The organism is Dongia mobilis (genome assembly GCF_004363235.1).
In the GTDB taxonomy this organism is placed as follows: domain Bacteria; phylum Pseudomonadota; class Alphaproteobacteria; order Dongiales; family Dongiaceae; genus Dongia; species Dongia mobilis.
Genome location: NZ_SNYW01000007.1, coordinates 155946 through 174571, shown reverse-complemented (window position 1 = coordinate 174571; position 18626 = coordinate 155946). Strand labels below are relative to the sequence as shown.

Annotated in this window: 21 protein-coding genes; 6 read left to right on the top strand and 15 right to left on the bottom strand. The window is 64.5% G+C overall.

Annotation, left to right across the window (positions count from 1 at the left end):
- Window positions 1–91: 91 nt before the first annotated feature.
- From A8950_RS06515 to A8950_RS06480, 8 genes are all read right to left on the bottom strand, one after another.
- The gene (locus A8950_RS06515; RefSeq protein ID WP_133612831.1) at window positions 92–553 is read right to left on the bottom strand and encodes a hypothetical protein; all 462 of its coding nucleotides are present in this window, start codon (window positions 551–553) and stop codon (window positions 92–94) included.
- 10 nt (window positions 554–563) lie between these two features.
- A complete protein-coding gene (locus tag A8950_RS06510) occupies window positions 564–830 on the bottom strand; it encodes a hypothetical protein (RefSeq protein ID WP_133612830.1) in 267 nt (88 codons plus the stop codon).
- Between the two features lie 48 nt (window positions 831–878).
- Window positions 879–1034, bottom strand: coding sequence for a DUF1328 domain-containing protein (locus A8950_RS06505; RefSeq protein ID WP_133612829.1), 156 nt, complete (start codon window positions 1032–1034; stop codon window positions 879–881).
- Between the two features lie 181 nt (window positions 1035–1215).
- The gene (locus A8950_RS06500; protein WP_133612828.1) at window positions 1216–1419 is read right to left on the bottom strand and encodes a CsbD family protein; all 204 of its coding nucleotides are present in this window, start codon (window positions 1417–1419) and stop codon (window positions 1216–1218) included.
- Window positions 1420–1559: 140 nt separating this feature from the next.
- Window positions 1560–1805, bottom strand: a complete 246-nt coding sequence (locus tag A8950_RS06495) for a MoaD/ThiS family protein (protein WP_133612827.1) — start codon at window positions 1803–1805, stop codon at window positions 1560–1562.
- A gap of 15 nt (window positions 1806–1820) precedes the next feature.
- Entirely contained in the window at window positions 1821–4109 is a 2289-nt protein-coding gene (locus A8950_RS06490; protein ID WP_133612826.1) for a xanthine dehydrogenase family protein molybdopterin-binding subunit, read from the bottom strand.
- Window positions 4110–4112: 3 nt separating this feature from the next.
- The gene (locus tag A8950_RS06485) at window positions 4113–4634 is read right to left on the bottom strand and encodes a (2Fe-2S)-binding protein (RefSeq protein ID WP_133612825.1); all 522 of its coding nucleotides are present in this window, start codon (window positions 4632–4634) and stop codon (window positions 4113–4115) included.
- 10 nt (window positions 4635–4644) lie between these two features.
- Window positions 4645–5505, bottom strand: a complete 861-nt coding sequence (locus tag A8950_RS06480; RefSeq protein WP_133612824.1) for an FAD binding domain-containing protein — start codon at window positions 5503–5505, stop codon at window positions 4645–4647.
- A 256-nt stretch (window positions 5506–5761) separates the two neighbouring features.
- Here A8950_RS06480 and A8950_RS06475 point away from each other — a divergent pair, with 256 nt between their 5' ends.
- A complete protein-coding gene (locus tag A8950_RS06475; RefSeq protein ID WP_208109770.1) occupies window positions 5762–6265 on the top strand; it encodes a gluconokinase in 504 nt (167 codons plus the stop codon).
- Here the strand turns inward: A8950_RS06475 and A8950_RS06470 are convergent.
- The 4 genes from A8950_RS06470 to A8950_RS06455 all read right to left on the bottom strand — a co-directional run bounded on the left by A8950_RS06470 (window position 6262) and on the right by A8950_RS06455 (window position 10998).
- Window positions 6262–7266 carry an ABC transporter permease gene (locus A8950_RS06470; protein ID WP_133612823.1) on the bottom strand — a complete coding sequence of 335 codons (1005 nt, stop codon included), beginning with the start codon at window positions 7264–7266 and terminating at the stop codon, window positions 6262–6264. The two genes, A8950_RS06475 and A8950_RS06470, sit on opposite strands and share 4 nt — an antisense overlap.
- Window positions 7263–8255 carry an ABC transporter permease gene (locus A8950_RS06465; protein ID WP_133612822.1) on the bottom strand — a complete coding sequence of 331 codons (993 nt, stop codon included), beginning with the start codon at window positions 8253–8255 and terminating at the stop codon, window positions 7263–7265. Before A8950_RS06465 ends, A8950_RS06470 begins: the two co-directional genes overlap by 4 nt.
- Window positions 8248–9774: a sugar ABC transporter ATP-binding protein gene (locus tag A8950_RS06460; RefSeq protein WP_133612821.1), complete on the bottom strand. Its 1527-nt coding sequence runs from the start codon at window positions 9772–9774 to the stop codon at window positions 8248–8250. Before A8950_RS06460 ends, A8950_RS06465 begins: the two co-directional genes overlap by 8 nt.
- A gap of 75 nt (window positions 9775–9849) precedes the next feature.
- A complete protein-coding gene (locus A8950_RS06455) occupies window positions 9850–10998 on the bottom strand; it encodes a sugar ABC transporter substrate-binding protein (protein WP_133612820.1) in 1149 nt (382 codons plus the stop codon).
- Between the two features lie 292 nt (window positions 10999–11290).
- On the opposite strand from A8950_RS06455, the gene A8950_RS06450 reads away from it, so the two are divergent.
- On the top strand, window positions 11291–12307 hold the full coding sequence (locus tag A8950_RS06450; RefSeq protein WP_322090930.1) for a LacI family DNA-binding transcriptional regulator: 1017 nt from the start codon (window positions 11291–11293) through the stop codon (window positions 12305–12307).
- Window positions 12308–12314: 7 nt separating this feature from the next.
- On the opposite strand, the gene A8950_RS06445 is transcribed toward A8950_RS06450, so the two are convergent.
- Window positions 12315–13265 carry a lipid A deacylase LpxR family protein gene (locus tag A8950_RS06445; protein WP_243735551.1) on the bottom strand — a complete coding sequence of 317 codons (951 nt, stop codon included), beginning with the start codon at window positions 13263–13265 and terminating at the stop codon, window positions 12315–12317.
- Window positions 13266–13600: 335 nt separating this feature from the next.
- On the opposite strand from A8950_RS06445, the gene A8950_RS06440 reads away from it, so the two are divergent.
- Together A8950_RS06440 and A8950_RS06435 are read left to right on the top strand one after the other, a co-directional pair.
- A complete protein-coding gene (locus A8950_RS06440) occupies window positions 13601–14212 on the top strand; it encodes a PAS domain-containing protein (protein ID WP_133612818.1) in 612 nt (203 codons plus the stop codon).
- Between the two features lie 2 nt (window positions 14213–14214).
- A complete protein-coding gene (locus A8950_RS06435; RefSeq protein WP_133612817.1) occupies window positions 14215–14964 on the top strand; it encodes a hypothetical protein in 750 nt (249 codons plus the stop codon).
- Here A8950_RS06435 and A8950_RS06430 read toward each other — a convergent pair.
- Together A8950_RS06430 and lhgO are read right to left on the bottom strand one after the other, a co-directional pair.
- Entirely contained in the window at window positions 14961–15545 is a 585-nt protein-coding gene (locus A8950_RS06430) for a nitroreductase family protein (RefSeq protein ID WP_133612816.1), read from the bottom strand. The two genes, A8950_RS06435 and A8950_RS06430, sit on opposite strands and share 4 nt — an antisense overlap.
- Before the next feature lie 17 nt (window positions 15546–15562).
- Window positions 15563–16756 (bottom strand): L-2-hydroxyglutarate oxidase, encoded by a 1194-nt coding sequence (gene lhgO / locus A8950_RS06425; protein WP_133612815.1) that lies wholly within the window; start codon window positions 16754–16756, stop codon window positions 15563–15565.
- Window positions 16757–16953: 197 nt separating this feature from the next.
- Here lhgO and A8950_RS06420 point away from each other — a divergent pair, with 197 nt between their 5' ends.
- The gene (locus tag A8950_RS06420; RefSeq protein ID WP_133612814.1) at window positions 16954–17658 is read left to right on the top strand and encodes a ribonuclease activity regulator RraA; all 705 of its coding nucleotides are present in this window, start codon (window positions 16954–16956) and stop codon (window positions 17656–17658) included.
- The gene (locus A8950_RS06415; RefSeq protein WP_133612813.1) at window positions 17655–18584 is read left to right on the top strand and encodes a dihydrodipicolinate synthase family protein; all 930 of its coding nucleotides are present in this window, start codon (window positions 17655–17657) and stop codon (window positions 18582–18584) included. Before A8950_RS06420 ends, A8950_RS06415 begins: the two co-directional genes overlap by 4 nt.
- The last annotated feature ends 42 nt before the right edge of the window (window positions 18585–18626 follow it).

Sequence of the window (18626 nt, the reverse complement as noted above, 5' to 3'; positions counted from 1 at the left end):
TCAGGATATACGCACCGCGTTCGGCTTAACACCCCGCGAGCAATCCGGTTCCGACCGGCCGCAGAAATCGCTTCAGCACGGGACTTCTCATTCAGACGCGCCGCTTCTCCGATTGCCCTGCCTTCAGCTGAACAGCCGCAACCAGTTGGAGGAGGGCCGTGAGATCCCGGCCGGACCGGCCGCCGACAATGAAGCCAGCCGCCAGTGCCCCGAGGATTCCAGCGGCTGGATCGGCGGCGATTGCGCCACGAAGCCCCTGCGCCAGATCGGCCAGGATGACGGTCGATTCCGGCTCAGGCGCCCTTGCCTGTGTCACCTGCCAGTGGCGCTGACCCCACCCAATGAAGTGCGCTGCCAGGCCGGAGGCCACTGCCAGCAAAACAAGGATGCAGGCTATCAGTGACAGGGAGGCGGTAAATCCCAGGCTGTCGCTGAGCATGACATGGAGGACGCCGAGCCCGACACCGAGCGCTCCCAGGGCAAGCAAGATGGCAGCAAGACCAAGGACTGCCTGCAGGGCCAGCCGACGGCCAATGGCGGCGAGCCATGTCATGCCCCGCCCCTTACCGCTGCTGGTTGCCGGTGAGCCGTGCCAGCAATATGCCGGCGCCGAAAGCGACCAACAGGCTGGCAAGCGGATGAGCCGTGACCTGGCCTTCCACGGCGCCGATCCCGGCTTGAACCCTGGCCTTGCCGTCGGCGAGCGCATTGTCGATTTTGGCGCCCCCTTTCTTCGCCAGCAGGCGCGACAGACTGGCGACATCGTCGCGCAAGGTGCCGAGATCATTCTTCAAGGTGTCTAGTTCCTTGTCCAAAATGCGATCAGCCATGATGTTCTCCTTTGTTGTCACGAGCCGCGTCTGGGAAATGCGCGGCAACTAGACGTAATTCGCCACCAGGGAAACGACGAACAGCACCAGGAAGATCAGGAACAGGATCTTGGCGATGCCGGTCGCTGCCTGGGAAATGCCACCGAAGCCGAAGACCCCGGCGACAATCGCAACGATCAAAAAAATGACGGCCCAATAGAGCATGGTGCATTTCCTTCACTGTGGGTCATTTCGAGCAGCCTTTTGACTGACCAAACGGAACCGGTCCGGCCCGGTTCCGCCCGACGAAAGGGCCACCTGTGCGGGCTTTCAGGCGCAAGAAAGCAAGCAGACCCGGCCCCTGCCGGGACCGGGTCTGCCGAAAGCGGTTTCTGAAACAGCTACATCAATTGCGATAGCCGCGCTCGAACTCGGTCAGCTGCTTCTCGACCTCGTCCTTGGCGATGCCGTAGCGCTCCTGCAGCTTGCCGGCGAGCTGGTCGCGCTTGCCGCTGATTCGGGCAAGGTCGTCGTCGGTGAGTTTGCCCCATTGCTCCTTCACCTTGCCTTTGGCCTGGCTCCAATTGCCTTCGATGATGTCCCAGTTCATGTCGTTCTCCTCGGTCGATTGGACGATCGCGTATTCCGCCCGCTGGGACGGCCATGCGATCGATACCGACAAAACGACAGGCGCCCCGCCGGGTTCCGGCGGGGCGCCTGTGACATCGTTACGCGCCTGGTTGGAGGGAACTACCCGCCCGTCATGCGCGGCAGCAGGAAGACCTCGCTGTCGGGCTTCAGCGGCTGCAGCCAGCCCTCGCGGTAGATGAGGCCGTCGATCGAGACCGAGACACCGCGTTTGATCTGGGATTGCAGGCCCGGATAGGAATCACCCAGCCGGGCCAGCAATTCCTGCACGTTGCGCGCCTCGATCTCCACCTCTGCCTTGCCGCCGGTATGCGGCCGCAAGGAGCCCCAGAGAACGACCTTGGCCACGCCCTGCCCCTTTCCTCAGGCCGCTTTCCTGCCGCCGGCCTTCTTCGCCTCCTCGATGCCCTTGAGGACACGCGGCGGCGAGAGCGGGATCTGGGTGAAGCGGACACCGGTCGCATTGGCCACCGCATTGGCGATGGCGGCAAGCGGCGGCACGATCGAGGTTTCGCCCACGCCGCGGACACCATAGGGGTGGCCGGGATTGGGGATTTCCAGGATCTGGGTGTCGATCATCGGCAGATCCGAGCAGACCGGGATGCGGTAGTCGAGGAAGCCCGCATTCTGCAGGCGGCCATCCTTGCCATAGATGTATTCCTCGTTGAGCGCCCAGCCAATGCCCTGCACGGCGCCGCCCTGGAACTGGCCCTCGACATAGGACGGGTGCACCGCCTTGCCGGCATCCTGGATGACCGTGTAGCGCACGATCGAGGAGCGGCCGGTTTCGGGATCGACCTCGACATCGCAGATATGCGTGGCGAAGCTGACGCCGGCACCGTCGGCCGAGAACTCGTGATGGCCGGCGATCGGGCCACCCGTGCCCGGCGAGGCCTCGGCGATCTCCTTCAGGGACAGCGGCGCAAAGTCGCCGGCATTGGGGCCGGCCGGCTTGGCATAGCCGTTTTCCCACTTCACCGCATCCTCGGGAATGCCCCAGGTGGCGGCGGCACGAGCGCACAGCTTCTTGATGGCGTCGCGCGCTGCCAGGATGCAGGCCATGCCGGTGGCAAAGGTCGTGCGGCTGCCGTCGGTGACGTCATTGTAACCCAAGGCCGACGTATCCGCGATGATGGCGCGGACGTGGTCGTAGGGGATGCCCATTTCCTCGGCCACCATCATGCACATCGCGGCGCGTGAACCGCCGATATCGGGTGAGCCCACAGAAACGGTGATCGAGCCGTCGACCGGGATGTTGAGGGTGACGCAGGACTGGCCGCCGAAATTGAACCAGAAGCCGGCGGCCATGCCGCGACCCTGGTTCGGGCCAAGCGGTGCCTTGAAATGCGGATGGTTCTTGGCCGCTTCCAATGTCGCCCCAAGACCGATCGGACCATAGACCGGGCCATAGGACGACTTGGTGCCCTCGCGCGCCGCATTCTTGATGCGGAAGTCGATGGGCTCCATGCCGAGCTTGTGGGCCAGTTCCTCAATGACGCTTTCGACCGCGAAATTCGCCATCGGCGCACCCGGTGCGCGATAGGAAATCGTCTTCGGCCGGTTGCAGACCACGTCATAGGCGACGGCGCGGACGTTATCGAGGTGGAACTGGGCAAAGGCGCTCATGGCGCCGAATTCCGCCGGCGAGCAGCCCTGGAACGGGCCGCCCTGATAGCGGAAGACGCCGTCGGCCGCGGTGATGAGGCCGTCCTTGGTGACGCCGATCTTGATGTCGATCGAGGTCGAAGCGGTCGGACCGCTGGCCTTGAACACCTCCTCGCGGGTCATGACGACCTTGACCGGGCGGTTGGCCTTGCGGGCGAGCGCCAGGGCCACCGGCTCGATGAAGACGGTGGTCTTGCCGCCGAAGCCGCCGCCGATCTCGGATTGCGTCACGCGGAGGCGCGCGATGTCGATGCCGAGCAACTGCGAGCAGACGTCGCGCACCATGTAGTGACCCTGGGTGCAGCACCAGAGCTCGGCACTGCCGTCCGGGCCCATGCTGGCCAAGGCCGCATGCGGTTCGATATAGCCCTGATGCGCGGCCTCGGTCTTGAAGCTGCGTTCGACGATGATATCTGCCTTCTTGAAGCCGGCCTCGACATCGCCATGGCCGAACTCGAACCGGCGGGCGATGTTGGAAGGCTTCTTCGGCTTCGGGTCGACGCCGTCGGTGAACATGTCTTTGTGGAGGAGCGGTGCCCCCGGCTTCATCGCCTCGTCGACATCGGTGACGTGCGGCAGGACCTCGTAATCGACCTTGATCAGCTTAAGGGCCTGGCGCGCGATCGAAGCCGAGGTAGCGGCGACGGCCGCCACGGCATGGCCCTCATAAAATGCCTTCTCGCGCGCCATGACATTGCACAGCGTGTCATAGAGACCACCGCTGCCCCCGGTATGGTCAGGGAAATCATCGCGGGTGATCACGGCCTTCACACCCGGCAGCTTCTCGGCCTTCGAGGTGTCGATCTTCCTGATGATGGCATGGGCATGGGGCGAGCGCAGGATGCGGCCGACCAGCTGGCCCGGCGCCGAGGCGTCGGCGCCGAATTTGGCGCGGCCCGTCACCTTGTCGATGCCGTCGGGTCGCAGCGGGCGCGTGCCGACGACGTTGAACTTGCGCTTGCCTTCGGGTGCGTTATCGAGCGGCATGGTTCAGGCCCTCTTCTTCGCTGCAGTTTTGGTCTTGGCGCTCTTGGCTTTGGCCGAGCGCATTTCCTTCGCGGCATCCTGGACCGCCCGGACGATCTTGTCGTAACCGGTGCAGCGGCACAGATTGCCGGCAAGGCCAAAGCGGATCTCGGTCTCGGTCGGATCCGGGTTCTTGTCGAGCAGCGATTTCGCCGCCACCAGGAAACCCGGGGTGCAGATGCCGCATTGAAGCGCGGCGTGTTCCAGGAATTTCGATTGCAGCGGATGCAGATGCTCGCCTTGCGCCATGCCCTCGATGGTGCCGATGTCCCGGCCCTCGGCCTCGGCGCCGAGCACCAGGCAGGAGCAGGTCAGGCGGCCGTCAACGGTCACCGAGCAGGCGCCGCAATCGCCGGTGCTGCAGCCTTCCTTGGCGCCGGTGAGACCGAGGCGGTTCCGGAGCACGTCGAGCAGCGTCTCATCCGCCTCGCAGATGAACTCGACCGGGTCGCCGTTGATCTTGGTGTTGACTGTTATGCCGGACATGATTTCCCCCTTACTTTCCGCCGGCGCGCTTATACGCGATCCGGGCGGCGCGACGGGCGAGCACCCCGGCGACCTTGATGCGGAATTCGCGCGTGCCGCGCTTGTCGTCGATCGGATTGCAGGCAGCCGCACAGGCCGCGGCCAGCGCATCCAGCGCCGCCTTGTCGAGCTTGGTGCCGATGATGGCCTTGGCGGCCGCCGGTACCAGTACCACCGTCGGCGCCACGGCGCCGAGGGCGACGCGTGCCTTGGTGACGATGCCCTTGCCGTCCAGCGTCAGGTTGACGCCGACGCCCACCACCGCGATGTCCATCTCGGTCCGGGGAATGAAGCGCAGGTAGGCATCGCCCGATTTCGGCGCGCGCTTGGGCAGGATCAGGCTCTCGATAATCTCGCCCTTCTTGAGGCTGGTGCGGCCGGGTCCGGCCGGAACGTCCTCGACAGCCAGGGTGCGCTTGCCCTTCGGGCCGACCACGACCGCCTTGGCCCCTGCCGCCACCAGTGCCGGCACGGAATCGGCCGCCGGCGAGGCGTTGCAGAGATTGCCGGTCATGGTGCAGCGCCCCTGGACCTGCTTGGAGCCAATCAGGTTGGCCGCCTCGACCACGCCGGGCCAGGCCTTCTTGAGCGCCGCGTTCTCGCCGAGCTCGGCTCCGGAGACGGCAGCGCCGATCTTGAAACCGGATGCTGTCTTCTGGATCGATCTCGCACCTGCGGTATCCTTGATGTCGACGATCAGGTCCGGTTCGATGAAGCCGGTGCGCAGGCGGACCAGCAAATCAGTGCCGCCGGCGAGGATAAAGGCCTTGCCTTTTTCCTTGGCCAGCATCTGCGCCGCTGCCTTGAGGGTTGTCGGTCGCTCATATTTCATTCTGGCTGCTTCCTATGGCTAGAAGGGCTGTTCCGATCTACCCCGCCGACCCCCTCCTGCACAATACCCCTGCTGGCACCCCCGCGGGCATACCTCCGGGGAGGACCGCTTCGGCGGCACCGGCCATCCCGGATTGCGGTATCGCCAGGCCATGCGTCTTCCCGCTTTTGACAGTTTCACGGGCAATGGGGTGTGGCGAGAGACCCTGCCGGAGATGTAAAATTGGCAGCGATTTCAGAGGGAGCGGATTGTTCGCATGATCGTGCTGGTAATGGGAGTAAGCGGCAGCGGCAAGAGCACAATCGGCCGGATGCTGGCCGACGCCCTGGGGGCCGAGTTCCTGGAGGCCGATTCCTTTCATTCCCCGGAGAACGTCGCCAAGATGTCCGGCGGCGTGCCGCTGGAGGATGCCGACCGCTGGCCCTGGCTGGATGCGATCGGCAGCGCGATCACTGGGCTGCGGCAGGCGGGCAAGCCGGTGGTCCTCGCCTGCTCGGCCTTGAAGGAGGCCTATCGCCGCCGGCTCTTCGACCGGGCGGGCGAGACGGCCAGGGTGGTCTTCCTCAGTGGAGGAGCGGATTTGATCGCCGCACGGATGGGCAGAAGGCAGGGCCACTACATGCCACCCGCACTGCTGCCGAGCCAGCTTGCCACGCTGGAACCGCCGGAAGCCGCCATCCGGGTCGATATCTCGCACAAACCGGAAGAAATCCTCGCCGAAGTGCTCAACGGCCTGAAAGCCGCCTCGGCGACTGGCTAGACCTGCCGCTTCTGGCGGCCATAGACCAGCAACATGGCGATGATCACGCCGCCATAGATGATCTGGCGGCCGGCCTCGGGCATCTGCATCACCGAAAGGATGGATTGCAGCAGCGTGATCAGGATGACGCCGGCGATGGTGCCAAGATAGGAGCCGCGCCCGCCCAGGATGCTGGTGCCGCCCAGCACCACCGCCGCCACGGCGGGCAGCAGGTAGGGGTCGCCCATGGCCTGGTAGGCCTTGGTGGAATATCCCGCCAGCAATACACCGGCAAAAGCCGACAACCCGCCCGAGGCCATGAAGGCCAAGACGATCACGCGCCTGGTCGGCAGACCGGAGAGATAGGCAGCGCGCTCGCGATTGCCGATGGCATAGATCGCGCGGCCGAAAGTGGTGCGGCGGAGCAGGAAGATGGTGATCGCCCCGACAATTGCCCAGACGAATAGAGCGTTCGGGATGCTGAGGATGTGCCGCCCGGTCGCCAGTACATGCATGGCCGAGGTGGCGTGATCCTGCGGCGCGAAGCCGCCGGTCCGCAACACCATGAGGCCCTGGGCGACCGCGTTCATGCCAAGCGTGAAGATCATCGAGGGCACACGCAGCCAAGCAACACCAATCCCGTTGGCGAGACCGATCGCAGCGCCACAGGTGATGCCGAAGGGAATGGCCAGAGCCTCGCCCAAGGGCCCCCAGCCGGCAGCAGCGGTCGACATCATGCCGCCCACCGTCACCACCCAAGGAACCGACAGATCTATCTGCCCCAGGAGCACCACCAGCATCATGCCGGTGGCGATGAGGCCGAGAAAGGACGCCACCTGCAATTGCTGCAGCAGATAATCGGGCGAGAGGAAACTCGAGGAATAGAGACTGCCGACCAGCAGCAGCAGAATGATGCAGCCGAAGGCGGCCAGAACCGGCCGGTCGATGCGCGCCAGAAGGGTGCCGAACCGGCTGCGCGACAGGGGCGACGATCCTGGCGAGATGGTGGGCGGCGCGCTCATCCAAACAGATCCAGGCGATTCCGGACCCGCAGCAGGCGGAGCGAGCCCAGGGTGACGGCGGAAAGCAGGATCACCCCCTGGAACAGGGGCTGCCACAGGGGATCGAAGTCGAAGACGAACAGAAGGTCGCCGATAGTGCGCAGCACAAGCGCGCCGAAAATGGCGCCGATCGCACTGCCGGCCCCGCCATAGAGCGAGACGCCGCCGATCACCACGGCGGCGATGGCGTTCAGGGTATAGGAACCGCCGATCATGGCCGAGGCCTCGCCGGAATAGGTGACGAAGGTCAGCATCAGCCCGCCACAGGCGGCAAGCAGGCCGGACAGCAGATAGGCGGTGAATCGCGCCCGGTTGATGGCAACTCCCGACATATAGGCAGCCGCTTCAGCGGAGCCCACGGCGTATATCGCGCGGCCGGTGACCGAGCGCCGCAGCGGTACCCAGATGACCAGGACGATGCCGAGCAGCATCAGCAGAGAGGCAGGCACGCCAAAGACGTCACCGGTCAGCGCATCGGCAAGGTCGTAGTTGATCTCGCCGCCCGGCACCGGACGCAGCAGCAGGGCGAGGCCATAAAAGATGGCCCCGGTCGCCAGCGTCGTCACGATCGGTTGCAGCCGGCCATAGATCACGATGAGACCATTGAGCGCGCCGCAGAGGAGGCCCGCACCCAGCACGATGAGGATGCCGAAGCCGGTCTCCAGCGCATCGCCGACCACAAATTGCGAAGCGAGGCAGTTCGCCAGCACGAAGATCATGCCGACCGAAAGGTCGATACCGGCAGTCAGCACGACCAGGGTCTGCGCCATCGCCACCAGCGCCAGCAGCACCCCCTTGTTGGCGGCCGTCGTCACCACGAGGGTGCTGAAACCGGCATTGTGATTGGCACCATAGATCGCGAACATGGCCAAGAAGACGGCAGCAGCGAGCAGCGTGCCGCGATGTTCGGCGAACCGGTAGCGGAAGTCCCCGCCGGCGATCCTAGCCATGCGCCACCTCTGCCTTGCCGGGCAGGCTGAAGGCGCTGCTGACCAAAGCGTGTTCCGTGATCTCGTCGCCGGCAAGCTCGCGCACGATCATGCCGTCATACATGACGAGGACGCGGTCGCAGCAGCCGATCAGTTCGTCGTAATCGGTCGAATAGAAGAGAATTGTCGACCCCGCATCGGCAAGTCGGCGCAGCAACTGGTAGATCTCCTGCTTGGTGCCGACGTCGATGCCGCGGGTGGGATCGTTGAGGAGGATGATGCGGGGACCGAGCATCAGCCATTTCGCGATTACCACCTTCTGCTGGTTGCCGCCGGACAGCGCCCCCACGGGAATCGCGGGATCGGCCGCCTTGATGGCAAGCAGATCCATCATCTCGCGGATTGCCGCTGCCTCGCGCCGGCGGTCGATGACGCCGAACTGCGAAAGATTGTCGAGGGCCGGCATGGTGAGATTGTCGGCAACCGACATCGGCAGCATCAGTCCCTCGGTCTTGCGATCCTCCGGGATGAGGGCCATGGGCAGCGGCGCCGATTTGGCGGCGCGTGGGCCGCCGATCGAGACAGGGTGGCCGTTTATCCGCACAACGCCCGCGACACCGCGCAGGACGCCGAAGAGCGCCAGCAGCAATTCGCGCTGGCCCTGGCCGTCGAGCCCGCCCAATCCCAGGATCTCGCCGGGTCGGGCGGCGAAGGAAATGTCGGTGAGCCGGTCCTCCCAGCCCAGCCCCTGCACTTCCAGCACAGGCCCCTCTTGCGGCAGGGGCGGCTTCGGGGGAAAGACATGGCTGTATTCGCGCCCGATCATCAGTTCGACCACCTCATTGCCGCTCTTGCTGCCGGCGGCATAGCTTGCCACATGGCGGCCGTTGCGGAAGACCGAGCAATCATCGGCCAGTTCCTCGATCTCGTGCATGCGGTGCGAGATGTAGAGCAGGGCAAGCCCCTCCGCGCGCAGGCGTTTCAGCACCGCAAAGACCCTGGCGACGTCGCCGGCGGTCAGCGCCGACGTCGCCTCGTCGAGAATGAGGATGCGCGGGCGCCGGGCGAGGGCCTTGGCGATCTCCACCATCTGGCGGCGTGACAGCGGCAGGTCGCGCACCTGTGCCAGCGGATGGATGTCCTCGGCTCCGGCCTTGGCGAGCGCTTCTTCGGCCAGGCGGCGCTGTGTGCGCCGGTCGATGAGACCGAAGCGGCGCGGCGGATCGGCAAGGTCGATATTGTCCGCGACCGAGAGGTCGGGAATCAGCGAGAGCTCCTGGAAAATGCAGAAGATGCCGGCCTCGTTGGCAGCCTTCGGCGTGGCAAAGCGCACCGCCTGCCCGTCAAGCCGCATGGTGCCGGCATCCGGCTGTACCACGCCGGACATGATCTTGATGAGGGTCGATTTGCCGGCGCCGTTTTCGCCCAGGACCGCATGGATACGGCCGGTCGAGATGGCCAGCCGCGCCTCCTCCAGCGCGCGCACACCGCCATAGGATTTGGCGATGCCTTCCATCTGGAAGATCGGATCAAATGCCATGACCTGCACCGCTTCCCGCTGGCAACCGCCGCACCCCGGAAGCGGAGTGCGGCGGCCAGGAATAACAGGATCGCCCTATTGATCCTGTTCCGATTGGCCCATGATTTCCTGGGCGGTGAAATTGATGCCGCAGGTGGGGAAGGCGTTGCCGACGAAGAAATTGTCGGACTGGTCGGAATAGTAGTTCTCGCCGTCCTTGAAGTTCGGGTCCTCGGTGGTGGCGAGCGGCAGGCGGATCGATTGCGGCACGACGGCACCTTCGAGGGCCGCGATAGCAGTCTTGATGGCGACCGCGACCTGGGCCGGGCCGGTGCCGCCGGAGGCGCATTTCAGCCCCTCGCCGCCATGGGCGCCGCACAGCTTGCGAAAGCCGTTCTCGGTCTCGCCACCCACCGGCACGAAGGGGTGACCCGCATCCATCAACGCCCGCACCGTGCCGGTGGAGCCACCCTGGACGGTGACACCGTCGAACTTCTTGTGCACGGCGACGGCATCGGCGGTCACCTTCTGCGCGGTGCCGTCATCCCATTTGCCGACCACTTCGACGGTTTCCCATTTCTTGCCGGAGGCGGCCAGGGTTTCCTGGATGCCTTCATGGCGGTCGCGGTCGACCGAGGTGCCCTCTACGCCGCGCACCTCGAGGATCTTGCCGCCATCGGGGATGTTCTTGATCAGCCAGTCGGCCCAATAGATGCCGAGGCCCTTCTGGTCGACATTAACGTTGATGGCCTCGTCGGAATCGAGCGTGTTGTCGAAGGCAACCAGCACCACGCCCGCCTTGTTGGCGCGCTTGATGACCGGCGTGAAGGCGGCCGGATTCTGGGCATTGACGACGATGGCGTCATAGCCGGCGGCGATGAAGTTATCGACCGCCGCCAATTGCGCCGCCAGATCCTCGCCCGTCGAGACGACCTTGAACTCGGCCAGCTTGGCCTTCACCTCGGGCTGCTCGGCATAGGCCTTGGCGGTCTTGATCATCTGGATGCGCCAGGTATTGCCGATGAAGCCGTTGGCCAGGGCGATGCGATAGGGGCCCGGCTTTGGTGCGAACTTGAAATACTTGGTGTCCTGCGCCCAGGGGGCGAAACATTCCGGCTCGGCCCCCGGTCCAGCGACGATGTCGGGCTCGGCGGAGGCGGCATTCGAAAACAAGGTAAGAGCGGAGGCGGCCAGCAGCGTCGCGAGGCGACGCGGCAAGGGCCGCTGAAATTTCAGCGACAGCATGATTTTCCTCCCGTTTGATCCGGCCCACTTCCCGCGGCCGGCCTATGGTCATTCCGGTTCGAATTCCCACGCCCAGGTGGAGTTCCGGTATTCCTGACCCGCTCCCCATATCCCCTGACGAATAAGGCGCGCTTCCCCGGATTTTTTTGCCCAGCCTGGCCCGTTTAGGCATATGCTGAAATGAAAGCGCTGTCAATCGAGTCGATTGCCTGCTATTTGGGCAAAAGGCTAGGTTGCGCCGCCGGACGAGACCGGAAAACGGGACGCCGGTCACGATTCGTGGGAGGGGAGCATTCGCAGGAAACGCAGCACGCTGGCCGACGTAGCCAGACTGGCGGGCGTAAGCGCCGTCACGGTATCGCGGGCCCTCAGGCGCCCCGACATGGTTTCGCCCAAGCTGCAGGAGCGGATCAAGGCGGCCGTGCGCGAGCTTGCCTATGTGCCCGACATCGCCGCAAGCCGCCTTGCCTCTGCACGCACCCACACCATCGGTGTCATCGTGTCGTCGCTTACCAATGGCGTCTTTGCCGACTACATCAACGCGCTGCACGATACGCTGCTGCCAGCAGGCTTCCAGGTCCTGATCCTCTCCACCCGCTATTCGGCGGAGGAAGAGGAGAAGGCAATAGCCACGATGCTGGGCCAGCATCCCGAGGCGATCATCATCGTCGGCATCGATCAGTCGCCCCATGCCCGGCGCCTGTTGCAGGAATCGGGCGTACCGGTGGTACAAACCTTCCAACTCACCGACGACCCGATCGACGTCAATATCGGGCTCGATCAACGCGCGGCGGCGAAGGCAGCGACCAATCTGCTGATTGCAAGCGGTCATCGCCGCATCGGCGCCATCGGCTCGCGCCTAGATGCGCGCGCCCGCGTACGCGTCGAAGGCTATCGGGCAGCCATGCAGCAGGCCGGTCTGCTCGACGAAGGTCTGATCGCCACCACACCGACACAAACCAACGTGATGGCGGGCCGCGAACTGATCGGCCGGCTGATCGACGAGGGCAAGAAACCTGATGCGGTGTTCTGTTGCGACGATCTGATGGCGCTGGGCGCGCTGTTCGAGTGCCTGAAGCGCGAGATCAAGGTGCCGAAGGCGATGTCGATCATCGGGTTCAACGATCTGGAGTTTGCCGCAGCGGCGACGCCGCCGCTGGCCACCGTGGTGACGCCGCGATACGAAATGGGCGAGCGGGCGGCAAAGACTGTGATGCGCATGATCGAGACCGGCGAGCGACCGGCTGAACGCCGCATCGACCTGGGTTTTACACTGGAACGCCGCGGCAGCATCGCCGACCGCCGCTAGGCAGGCATCAGAAGCCGATCGTCAGGTTGATGTTTGCGAATTTGGCGTTCTCGTCCTGGCCCTCGAACTCCTTGGTACGGTAGGTGAAGCCCGCATCAAGCTTGACATCGTTCGACCAGAACAGGGCGATGCCGCCCGATATGTCGCCCACCAGCACTTCCTTCTCGACTTCGCGGCTGTCCCGGAAGGTATTGCCATCCAGAAAGATATTGCGGGCGACCGCCCGGCCCTGGGCGCCGACATAGAAGTAGAAGCCGAACGGATCTTCCATGTAGTCGCCGTTGAAATAGCTGGTGCCGGAGAGGGCCGGCCGGATGCGCGCCGGGCCGTAATCCGCCTCGAGATTGCGCCCGAAGCGCAGCATGGTGCCGGCCTGGGCATAGGTCATGACGTTTCCGGCGCTTGCCCCCAGTTCCGGAATGGCGTCGATGGCGAAACCACCGCCGAGCGGCTGCATGAGGCGCCATTTGCGCTCGTAGCTCAGCATGATGCCCGGTTCGTTGTGCAATTGGTGATCCCAGCCCTCGGCATCGGCGACGCCGATGAATTGATGCCAGTCATTCTGTGCCTTGCGCGCAAGCGAATGCGGGCCGACGACACCCAGCAGCAATTGCAGATGATCGAGCTGGCGCCGGTCGGTGTCCTGGATCAGGCCGATTCCACCATAGAGCCAGCCGGCATAGGGCCGATCGTCAGGATCCGGGTTGGTGAGATCGGTGTCCTCGGGCGTGAAGATGCTCTGGCCGAAGCTGATCTCGTAGCGGCGCGAAACCTGCGACCCGCCGCCGAACAGGCCCCAGTCGGAAAGCCCAGCGAAAGGTGCGGCCCAGGGGCTATCGTCTTTGACTTCCCCGCTCAGATGGATCAGGGCAAAACCCTGAGTGTAGTAGCGGTCGGTCGGAAAGATGACAGAGTCATTCTCCTCGATCAGCGTGAGGCGTCCGGCCTCCTCGGCCAACGCCTGATCCCTGGGCGCGACTATGGTTGCGCCGAGACCGAGGACCACGGCCGGCAGCACGGCCCAGAAGGCAGGGCGCGCACTCCCGTATGTGGGGCGGCAACCGGCTGTTGGAACCTGGTGCTGGCAATCAGGCATGATGGAGACGATCCAGGAAAATCAACCGTGGCGAAACATGGCGCGCCGATCATGGTTCCAAAACTGGGCAATTTTATGTCCGTTGCCGTGCCTGCCAACTGTCACGCAGGCGGGTGTCATACTTTAGTTTGCTTGGCGCCGGTGCCGGCCTTGGCTAGTCTTTGCCCAGCCCGGAACTGACTCGGCGAGTGCACAAGATGGCCTGGCGCCCGAAAACTCCAACCCATGCGGGCGCGCTCTCAGGCGCCCTTTCCCGCTTTCGCACTCCCGCCTGTCGCCGCCTTGCAGAAGGCTACGGCGAATTGCTGGCAGCCAAGAACGGGGCGATTCCCGGCAAGTCCGATCTGGATCTCGCGGGGTTCGTGACTGCGATACCACATCTGGCGCTTTGCGCCATCACCCGTCCGGACCGTTGTGTCTATCGCCTCGCCGGAGAGAAGCTTAAGCAGCGGATGGGGTTCAACCCCAAGGGTCGCAACTACTACGACTTCGTACCGGATGAGCGCCGAAAATTCGCCGCCGAAGCCATGCATATGGTGATCGAAACACCCTGCGCCTTTCGCGCCGAAATCCGCCAGACCTACTCAACAGGACTATTCGTACTGGTAGAGGCCACCGGTTTTCCCCTGCTGTCGGCGGAACCCGGCGTTGACGGATTCATCATCTTCGCCGATCAGGCGATCGGTTCCACCGAAGATCTCGACATGAGCGTCCATGAACTTCGCGGCGCCAATGTCGTGTTGCGCGACCTCATAGATCTTGGCGCGGGCGTCAAGGAAGATTTCGTCGACATGGTCTGGGCGCCCTAGCGATGGCGAGTCCGCCAGACCGCCATTTCCGGAAGGGTGCACCGGAGCCGCCGGACGTCTTCATGCTGGCTTACGGCGAACCCAATGCGGAGGAAAACTGGCAGCGCCTGAGGATCGCCTGGCCGGACGCTCGGCTGATCACCGGCGTCGCGGGTATCCAGGCAGGTTACCGCGCCTGCGCACAGCAGGCCACGGCCCCCTACTTCTTCGTAATTGATGGCGACAATTACCTGCTCGATGCCGGAATCTTCCGCTCCCGGCTGCGACCGCGATCAAACGAGCTGTTGATGTGGTGTGCGCGCAACCCGATCAACGGTCTTGCCTACGGGCATGGCGGCATCAAGCTCTTTCCGACCGATCTGATGCGCCGGCCGGAACCGGCCAGGGACATCGACATCTCGACCTCGGTCGCGGCACGCAGCCGGCTGATCCGCCGGCTCGCCTCCGAGCACCGGTTCGCCACCGACGCATTCAGAACCTGGACCACGGCGTTTCGCGAATCTGTCAAGCTGGCAAGGGATGCCGCACGCGGGCACCAGGCCTCCGCTGCCGGTGCCCTGCTTGCCGTCTGGTGCAGCAAGGGCGCCGAGCACCCGCTGGGCGACTATTGCATGGCGGGTGCAGATGCCGGGCGGGCCCATGTGGCCTTGCACGGGGCCGATGGTCCGGCGCTCGGCCAGATCAATGACCGCGTCTGGCTGCGGCAACGCTTCAATGCTGATTTTCCCGGCGAAGCACTGGTCGCGGATTAGCGCATCGTCCGGTCAAGATGTGTCGCCATCTCGGCAAGTGCCGGCCGGCGGCCCTTCAGCGGCGCATCGACGATCGAGCCCACACTGATGAAACCAAGGAAATGCTCGTCGGGGGCGATGCCCAATGCGCTGCGGATTTCCGTGTCCTCGCAGCGCGCACCGCTGAGTATGATGGCGCCGAAGCCAAGGAAATGCGCGGCAAGCAGCATGTTTTGCATGGCAGCACCGGCACAGGCCAGTTGTTCCGCCTCGGTGACTGTTGCGTGCAGGCGCTGCGGTCGCGCCACCATGGCAACAAGCAGGGGCGGACGCAGGGCCTTGTCGCGCTCGCGACCGGCCTCGGCATCGGTGAGCTCCGCCTGGCGCTTCCGCTTTGCCGCGATGAACAAGTCGGCCAGGTCGCTGCGTGCGTCGCGGCCGATGACGACGACCCGCCAGGGTCGCAGGGCCGCATGATCCGGTGCGGTCAGGGCAGCGCACAGGATCTGGTCGGTCTGTTGCTGATCGGGACCCGGACCGCCCAGGCGGCGAACTGCAACGGAGTGGCGGGAAAGCAGGAGGTCGATCGGGGTATCGGTCATTTTTGCTGAATGGCCTTCTATTGACCAGTGAGGCGATCGACGATCATCGCGGCGATCGGCATGGCAGACGTCGCCGCCGGCGACGGCGCATTGCAGACATGCAGCATGCGCGGCGAGTCGAGGAACAGAAAATCGTGCACCAACGTGCCGTCGGCGAGAATTGCCTGAGCTCGAATGCCGGCCCCGGGAGTTCCCAGATCCTCGAGGGTGAGGCTGGGGCAGTATTTGCGGCACTGTTCCAGGTAGCCGGCGCGGCTCAACGAGTTGCGGAATTCGGCCAAGCCGGAGCGCCAGTTCCGGCGTGCCATCTTCCAGAACCCCGAAAAACCGAACATCGCCATGCAGTCGCCGGTATCGATGCTGCCCCTGGCATAGCCTTCGCGGGCAAAACCCAGCACCGCATTGGGGCCCACCGTGACGCGCCCATCGACCATACGGGTGAGATGGATGCCGAGGAAAGGAAGGTCGGGATCGGGAATTGGATAGATGAGATGCCGCACAATCTGCGATTTTGCCGGCGGCAGGGTGAAGTATTCGCCGCGGAACGGAACAATCTGATGCGTGGCATCGAGGCCGGCCAAGCGTGCGATCCGGTCGGACTGCAAACCGGCGCAGGCAACGAGGCGCTCGCAACGGAAACGTTCTCCGCGGCTGGCGGCAAGGGTCACCCCGGTTTCGTCTTCGGCGATGGCGGCAATTCGCACACCGGTGACGAGTTCGACGCCCGCCGCCTTCAGTTCCGCCGCCATCACCTCGGCAATGCGACCGTAATCGACGATTCCGGTCGCGCGGATGAGAAGGGCACCCTTGCCCGCGATCATCGGCTCGATCTCTCGCAGGCGAACCGCCGACACGGTTTCATAAGCGATGTCATTCTGCCGTGCCCGGTCTTCCAGCGCCGCCATGTGGGCTAGTTCCAGATCGTCCGTCGCCACCAGCAGCTTGCCGCAGGTCTCGAACGGGATGGCGTGGTCACGGCAGTAGTGCTTGGTAGCCTCGGCTCCGGCACGGCAGAGTCGCGCCTTCAGCGACCCCGGCTGGTAGTAGATGCCGGCATGGATGACGCCGCTGTTGTGGCCGGTCTGGTGGCGGCCGAAGCCAGCCTCCTTCTCCAGGAGCAGGATCCGCGCGGCAGGATCGCGGCGGCGGATTTCCCGTGCCGTCGCCAGACCGAGGATGCCACCGCCGATGATGCCGTATTGATAAGTCATGAACCGATCCGCTACCGCAGGCTATCCCGCTGCCCGGCCCGGTTCGGCCCCGCCTGTCGCTGCGGGCAGGGCCGTCGCGTGGTCGAATTGACAGGATGGCGAAAGAAAACCGACGAAGGATGGTGCGTCAATACTTCTTGTGTCCCGATTGCGCGGATCATACCCTGCGGGCCGGAAGCAGCAGGAGAAAAGCGCAAATGTCCCTGGACAAGGCCATTGCCGAGGCGCTGCAGCAGGTCTCGACCGCGACGCTGACCACCGTGCTGCTGAAGAAGGGCCTGCGCAACGTCTGGATGCGCGGCACGCGACCGCTGAAGCCCGGACAAGGGCGGATTGTCGGTCCAGCCTTCACGCTGCGCTTCGTGCCGGCGCGCGAGGATCTCGCCACACCGGCCAGCTGGGCCTCGCCCATATCCACCCGGGCTGCCATCGAAGCCATGCCGTCGGGCGTTGTGGCCGTCATCGACGCCATGGGGGTCAAGGATGCCGGCGTCTTCGGGGATATCCTCACGGCGCGCATGGCGAAACGTGGCGTCGCCGCGCTGGTCACGGACGGGGTCATTCGCGACGCGGCGGGCGTATTGGAAACCGGCCTGCCGGTCTGGTGCGACGGCGTCGCCGCCCCTCCCTCGGTGGCTGGCCTGACCTTCGTCGGCTGGCAGGAGCCAGTTGGCTGCGGCGGCGTTGCCGTCTTTCCCGGCGACATCGTGGTGGTGGATGATGACGGCGCCGTCCTCATTCCGTTGGCCCTGCTGAACGATGTGGTCGCCGAGGCGGTCGAGCAGGAGCGCATGGAGGCCTGGATCATGCGCGAAGTGAAGAATGGCGCCTCGCTGCCGGGTCTCTATCCCATGAATGCAGAGACCAAATCGCGCTACGAGTCCGGAAAGAAGGTTGAATGACCAACCAGCTGGCATCGGCGAGGGGCGTCTTTGCCATCGCGGCGACGCCGTTTCGTGACGATGGTCGCCTTGACACTGCCGGGATAGACCGGCTGACCGATTTTTATGTCGCGTGCGGCGTGGATGGCCTCACCATCCTTGGCATCATGGGCGAGGCGCCGAAACTGGAACCGGAGGAATCCCTTGCCGTCATCCGCCAGGCACTGGGCCGCACCCGTCTGCCGGTAATCGTCGGCGTGTCGGCATCCGGTTTCGCGGCGATGCACCGGTTGGCGCGCGAATCCATGGATCTTGGGGCTGCCGGGGTGATGATCGCCCCACCCAGCCATCTCAGAAGTGACGATCAGATACTGGCCTATTACGCCCAGGCGGTGGAAGCGATCGGCATGGACGTACCCTTCGTGATCCAGGACTACCCTCTTGCCCTGAGCGTGATCATGTCGCCCCGGGTGATCCGGACTATTGTCCAGAACCACGCAAGCTGCGCGATGGTGAAACACGAGGACTGGCCCGGCCTCGACAAGATCACTCAATTGAAAGCCTTCATGGCCGAGGGCAGCATGCGTCCCGTCTCGATTCTGTGCGGCAATGGCGCGCTCTTCCTCGATTTCGAGATGGAGCGCGGTGCCAGCGGCGCCATGACCGGCTACGCCTTTCCGGAACTGCTGGTTGATGTGGTGCGGCTGCAGCGGGACGGTCGACGCGATGCGGCACATGACCTCTTCGATGCACATCTGCCGCTCATCCGCTACGAGCAACAACCGGGGATCGGCCTCGCCGTACGGAAATACGTTCTGAAAAAGCGCGGTATCATCGCCAGTGATGCCCAGCGCAAACCTGGCAGCAGCCTGACTGGCACCTCCCGGGCGGAAGTGGACTATCTTCTCGCCCGCCTCGCCCGGCACGACAAGCGCGCCGCCATCTGACCGCCGGATACCGGCCGCCGGCCGGCATTGCCACGGCACACC

Coding starts and splice junctions, on each gene's coding strand:
- A8950_RS06470 (WP_133612823.1), bottom strand. CDS start 7,266: ATGAGCGCGCCGCCCACCATCTCGCCAGGATCGTCGCCCCTGTCGCGC.
- A8950_RS06420 (WP_133612814.1), top strand. CDS start 16,954: ATGTCCCTGGACAAGGCCATTGCCGAGGCGCTGCAGCAGGTCTCGACC.
- A8950_RS06455 (WP_133612820.1), bottom strand. CDS start 10,998: ATGCTGTCGCTGAAATTTCAGCGGCCCTTGCCGCGTCGCCTCGCGACG.
- A8950_RS06500 (WP_133612828.1), bottom strand. CDS start 1,419: ATGAACTGGGACATCATCGAAGGCAATTGGAGCCAGGCCAAAGGCAAG.
- lhgO (WP_133612815.1), bottom strand. CDS start 16,756: ATGACTTATCAATACGGCATCATCGGCGGTGGCATCCTCGGTCTGGCG.
- A8950_RS06475 (WP_208109770.1), top strand. CDS start 5,762: ATGATCGTGCTGGTAATGGGAGTAAGCGGCAGCGGCAAGAGCACAATC.
- A8950_RS06480 (WP_133612824.1), bottom strand. CDS start 5,505: ATGAAATATGAGCGACCGACAACCCTCAAGGCAGCGGCGCAGATGCTG.
- A8950_RS06490 (WP_133612826.1), bottom strand. CDS start 4,109: ATGCCGCTCGATAACGCACCCGAAGGCAAGCGCAAGTTCAACGTCGTC.
- A8950_RS06465 (WP_133612822.1), bottom strand. CDS start 8,255: ATGGCTAGGATCGCCGGCGGGGACTTCCGCTACCGGTTCGCCGAACAT.
- A8950_RS06430 (WP_133612816.1), bottom strand. CDS start 15,545: ATGACCGATACCCCGATCGACCTCCTGCTTTCCCGCCACTCCGTTGCA.
- A8950_RS06515 (WP_133612831.1), bottom strand. CDS start 553: ATGACATGGCTCGCCGCCATTGGCCGTCGGCTGGCCCTGCAGGCAGTC.
- A8950_RS06510 (WP_133612830.1), bottom strand. CDS start 830: ATGGCTGATCGCATTTTGGACAAGGAACTAGACACCTTGAAGAATGAT.
- A8950_RS06505 (WP_133612829.1), bottom strand. CDS start 1,034: ATGCTCTATTGGGCCGTCATTTTTTTGATCGTTGCGATTGTCGCCGGG.
- A8950_RS06485 (WP_133612825.1), bottom strand. CDS start 4,634: ATGTCCGGCATAACAGTCAACACCAAGATCAACGGCGACCCGGTCGAG.
- A8950_RS06460 (WP_133612821.1), bottom strand. CDS start 9,774: ATGGCATTTGATCCGATCTTCCAGATGGAAGGCATCGCCAAATCCTAT.
- A8950_RS06440 (WP_133612818.1), top strand. CDS start 13,601: ATGGCCTGGCGCCCGAAAACTCCAACCCATGCGGGCGCGCTCTCAGGC.
- A8950_RS06415 (WP_133612813.1), top strand. CDS start 17,655: ATGACCAACCAGCTGGCATCGGCGAGGGGCGTCTTTGCCATCGCGGCG.
- A8950_RS06435 (WP_133612817.1), top strand. CDS start 14,215: ATGGCGAGTCCGCCAGACCGCCATTTCCGGAAGGGTGCACCGGAGCCG.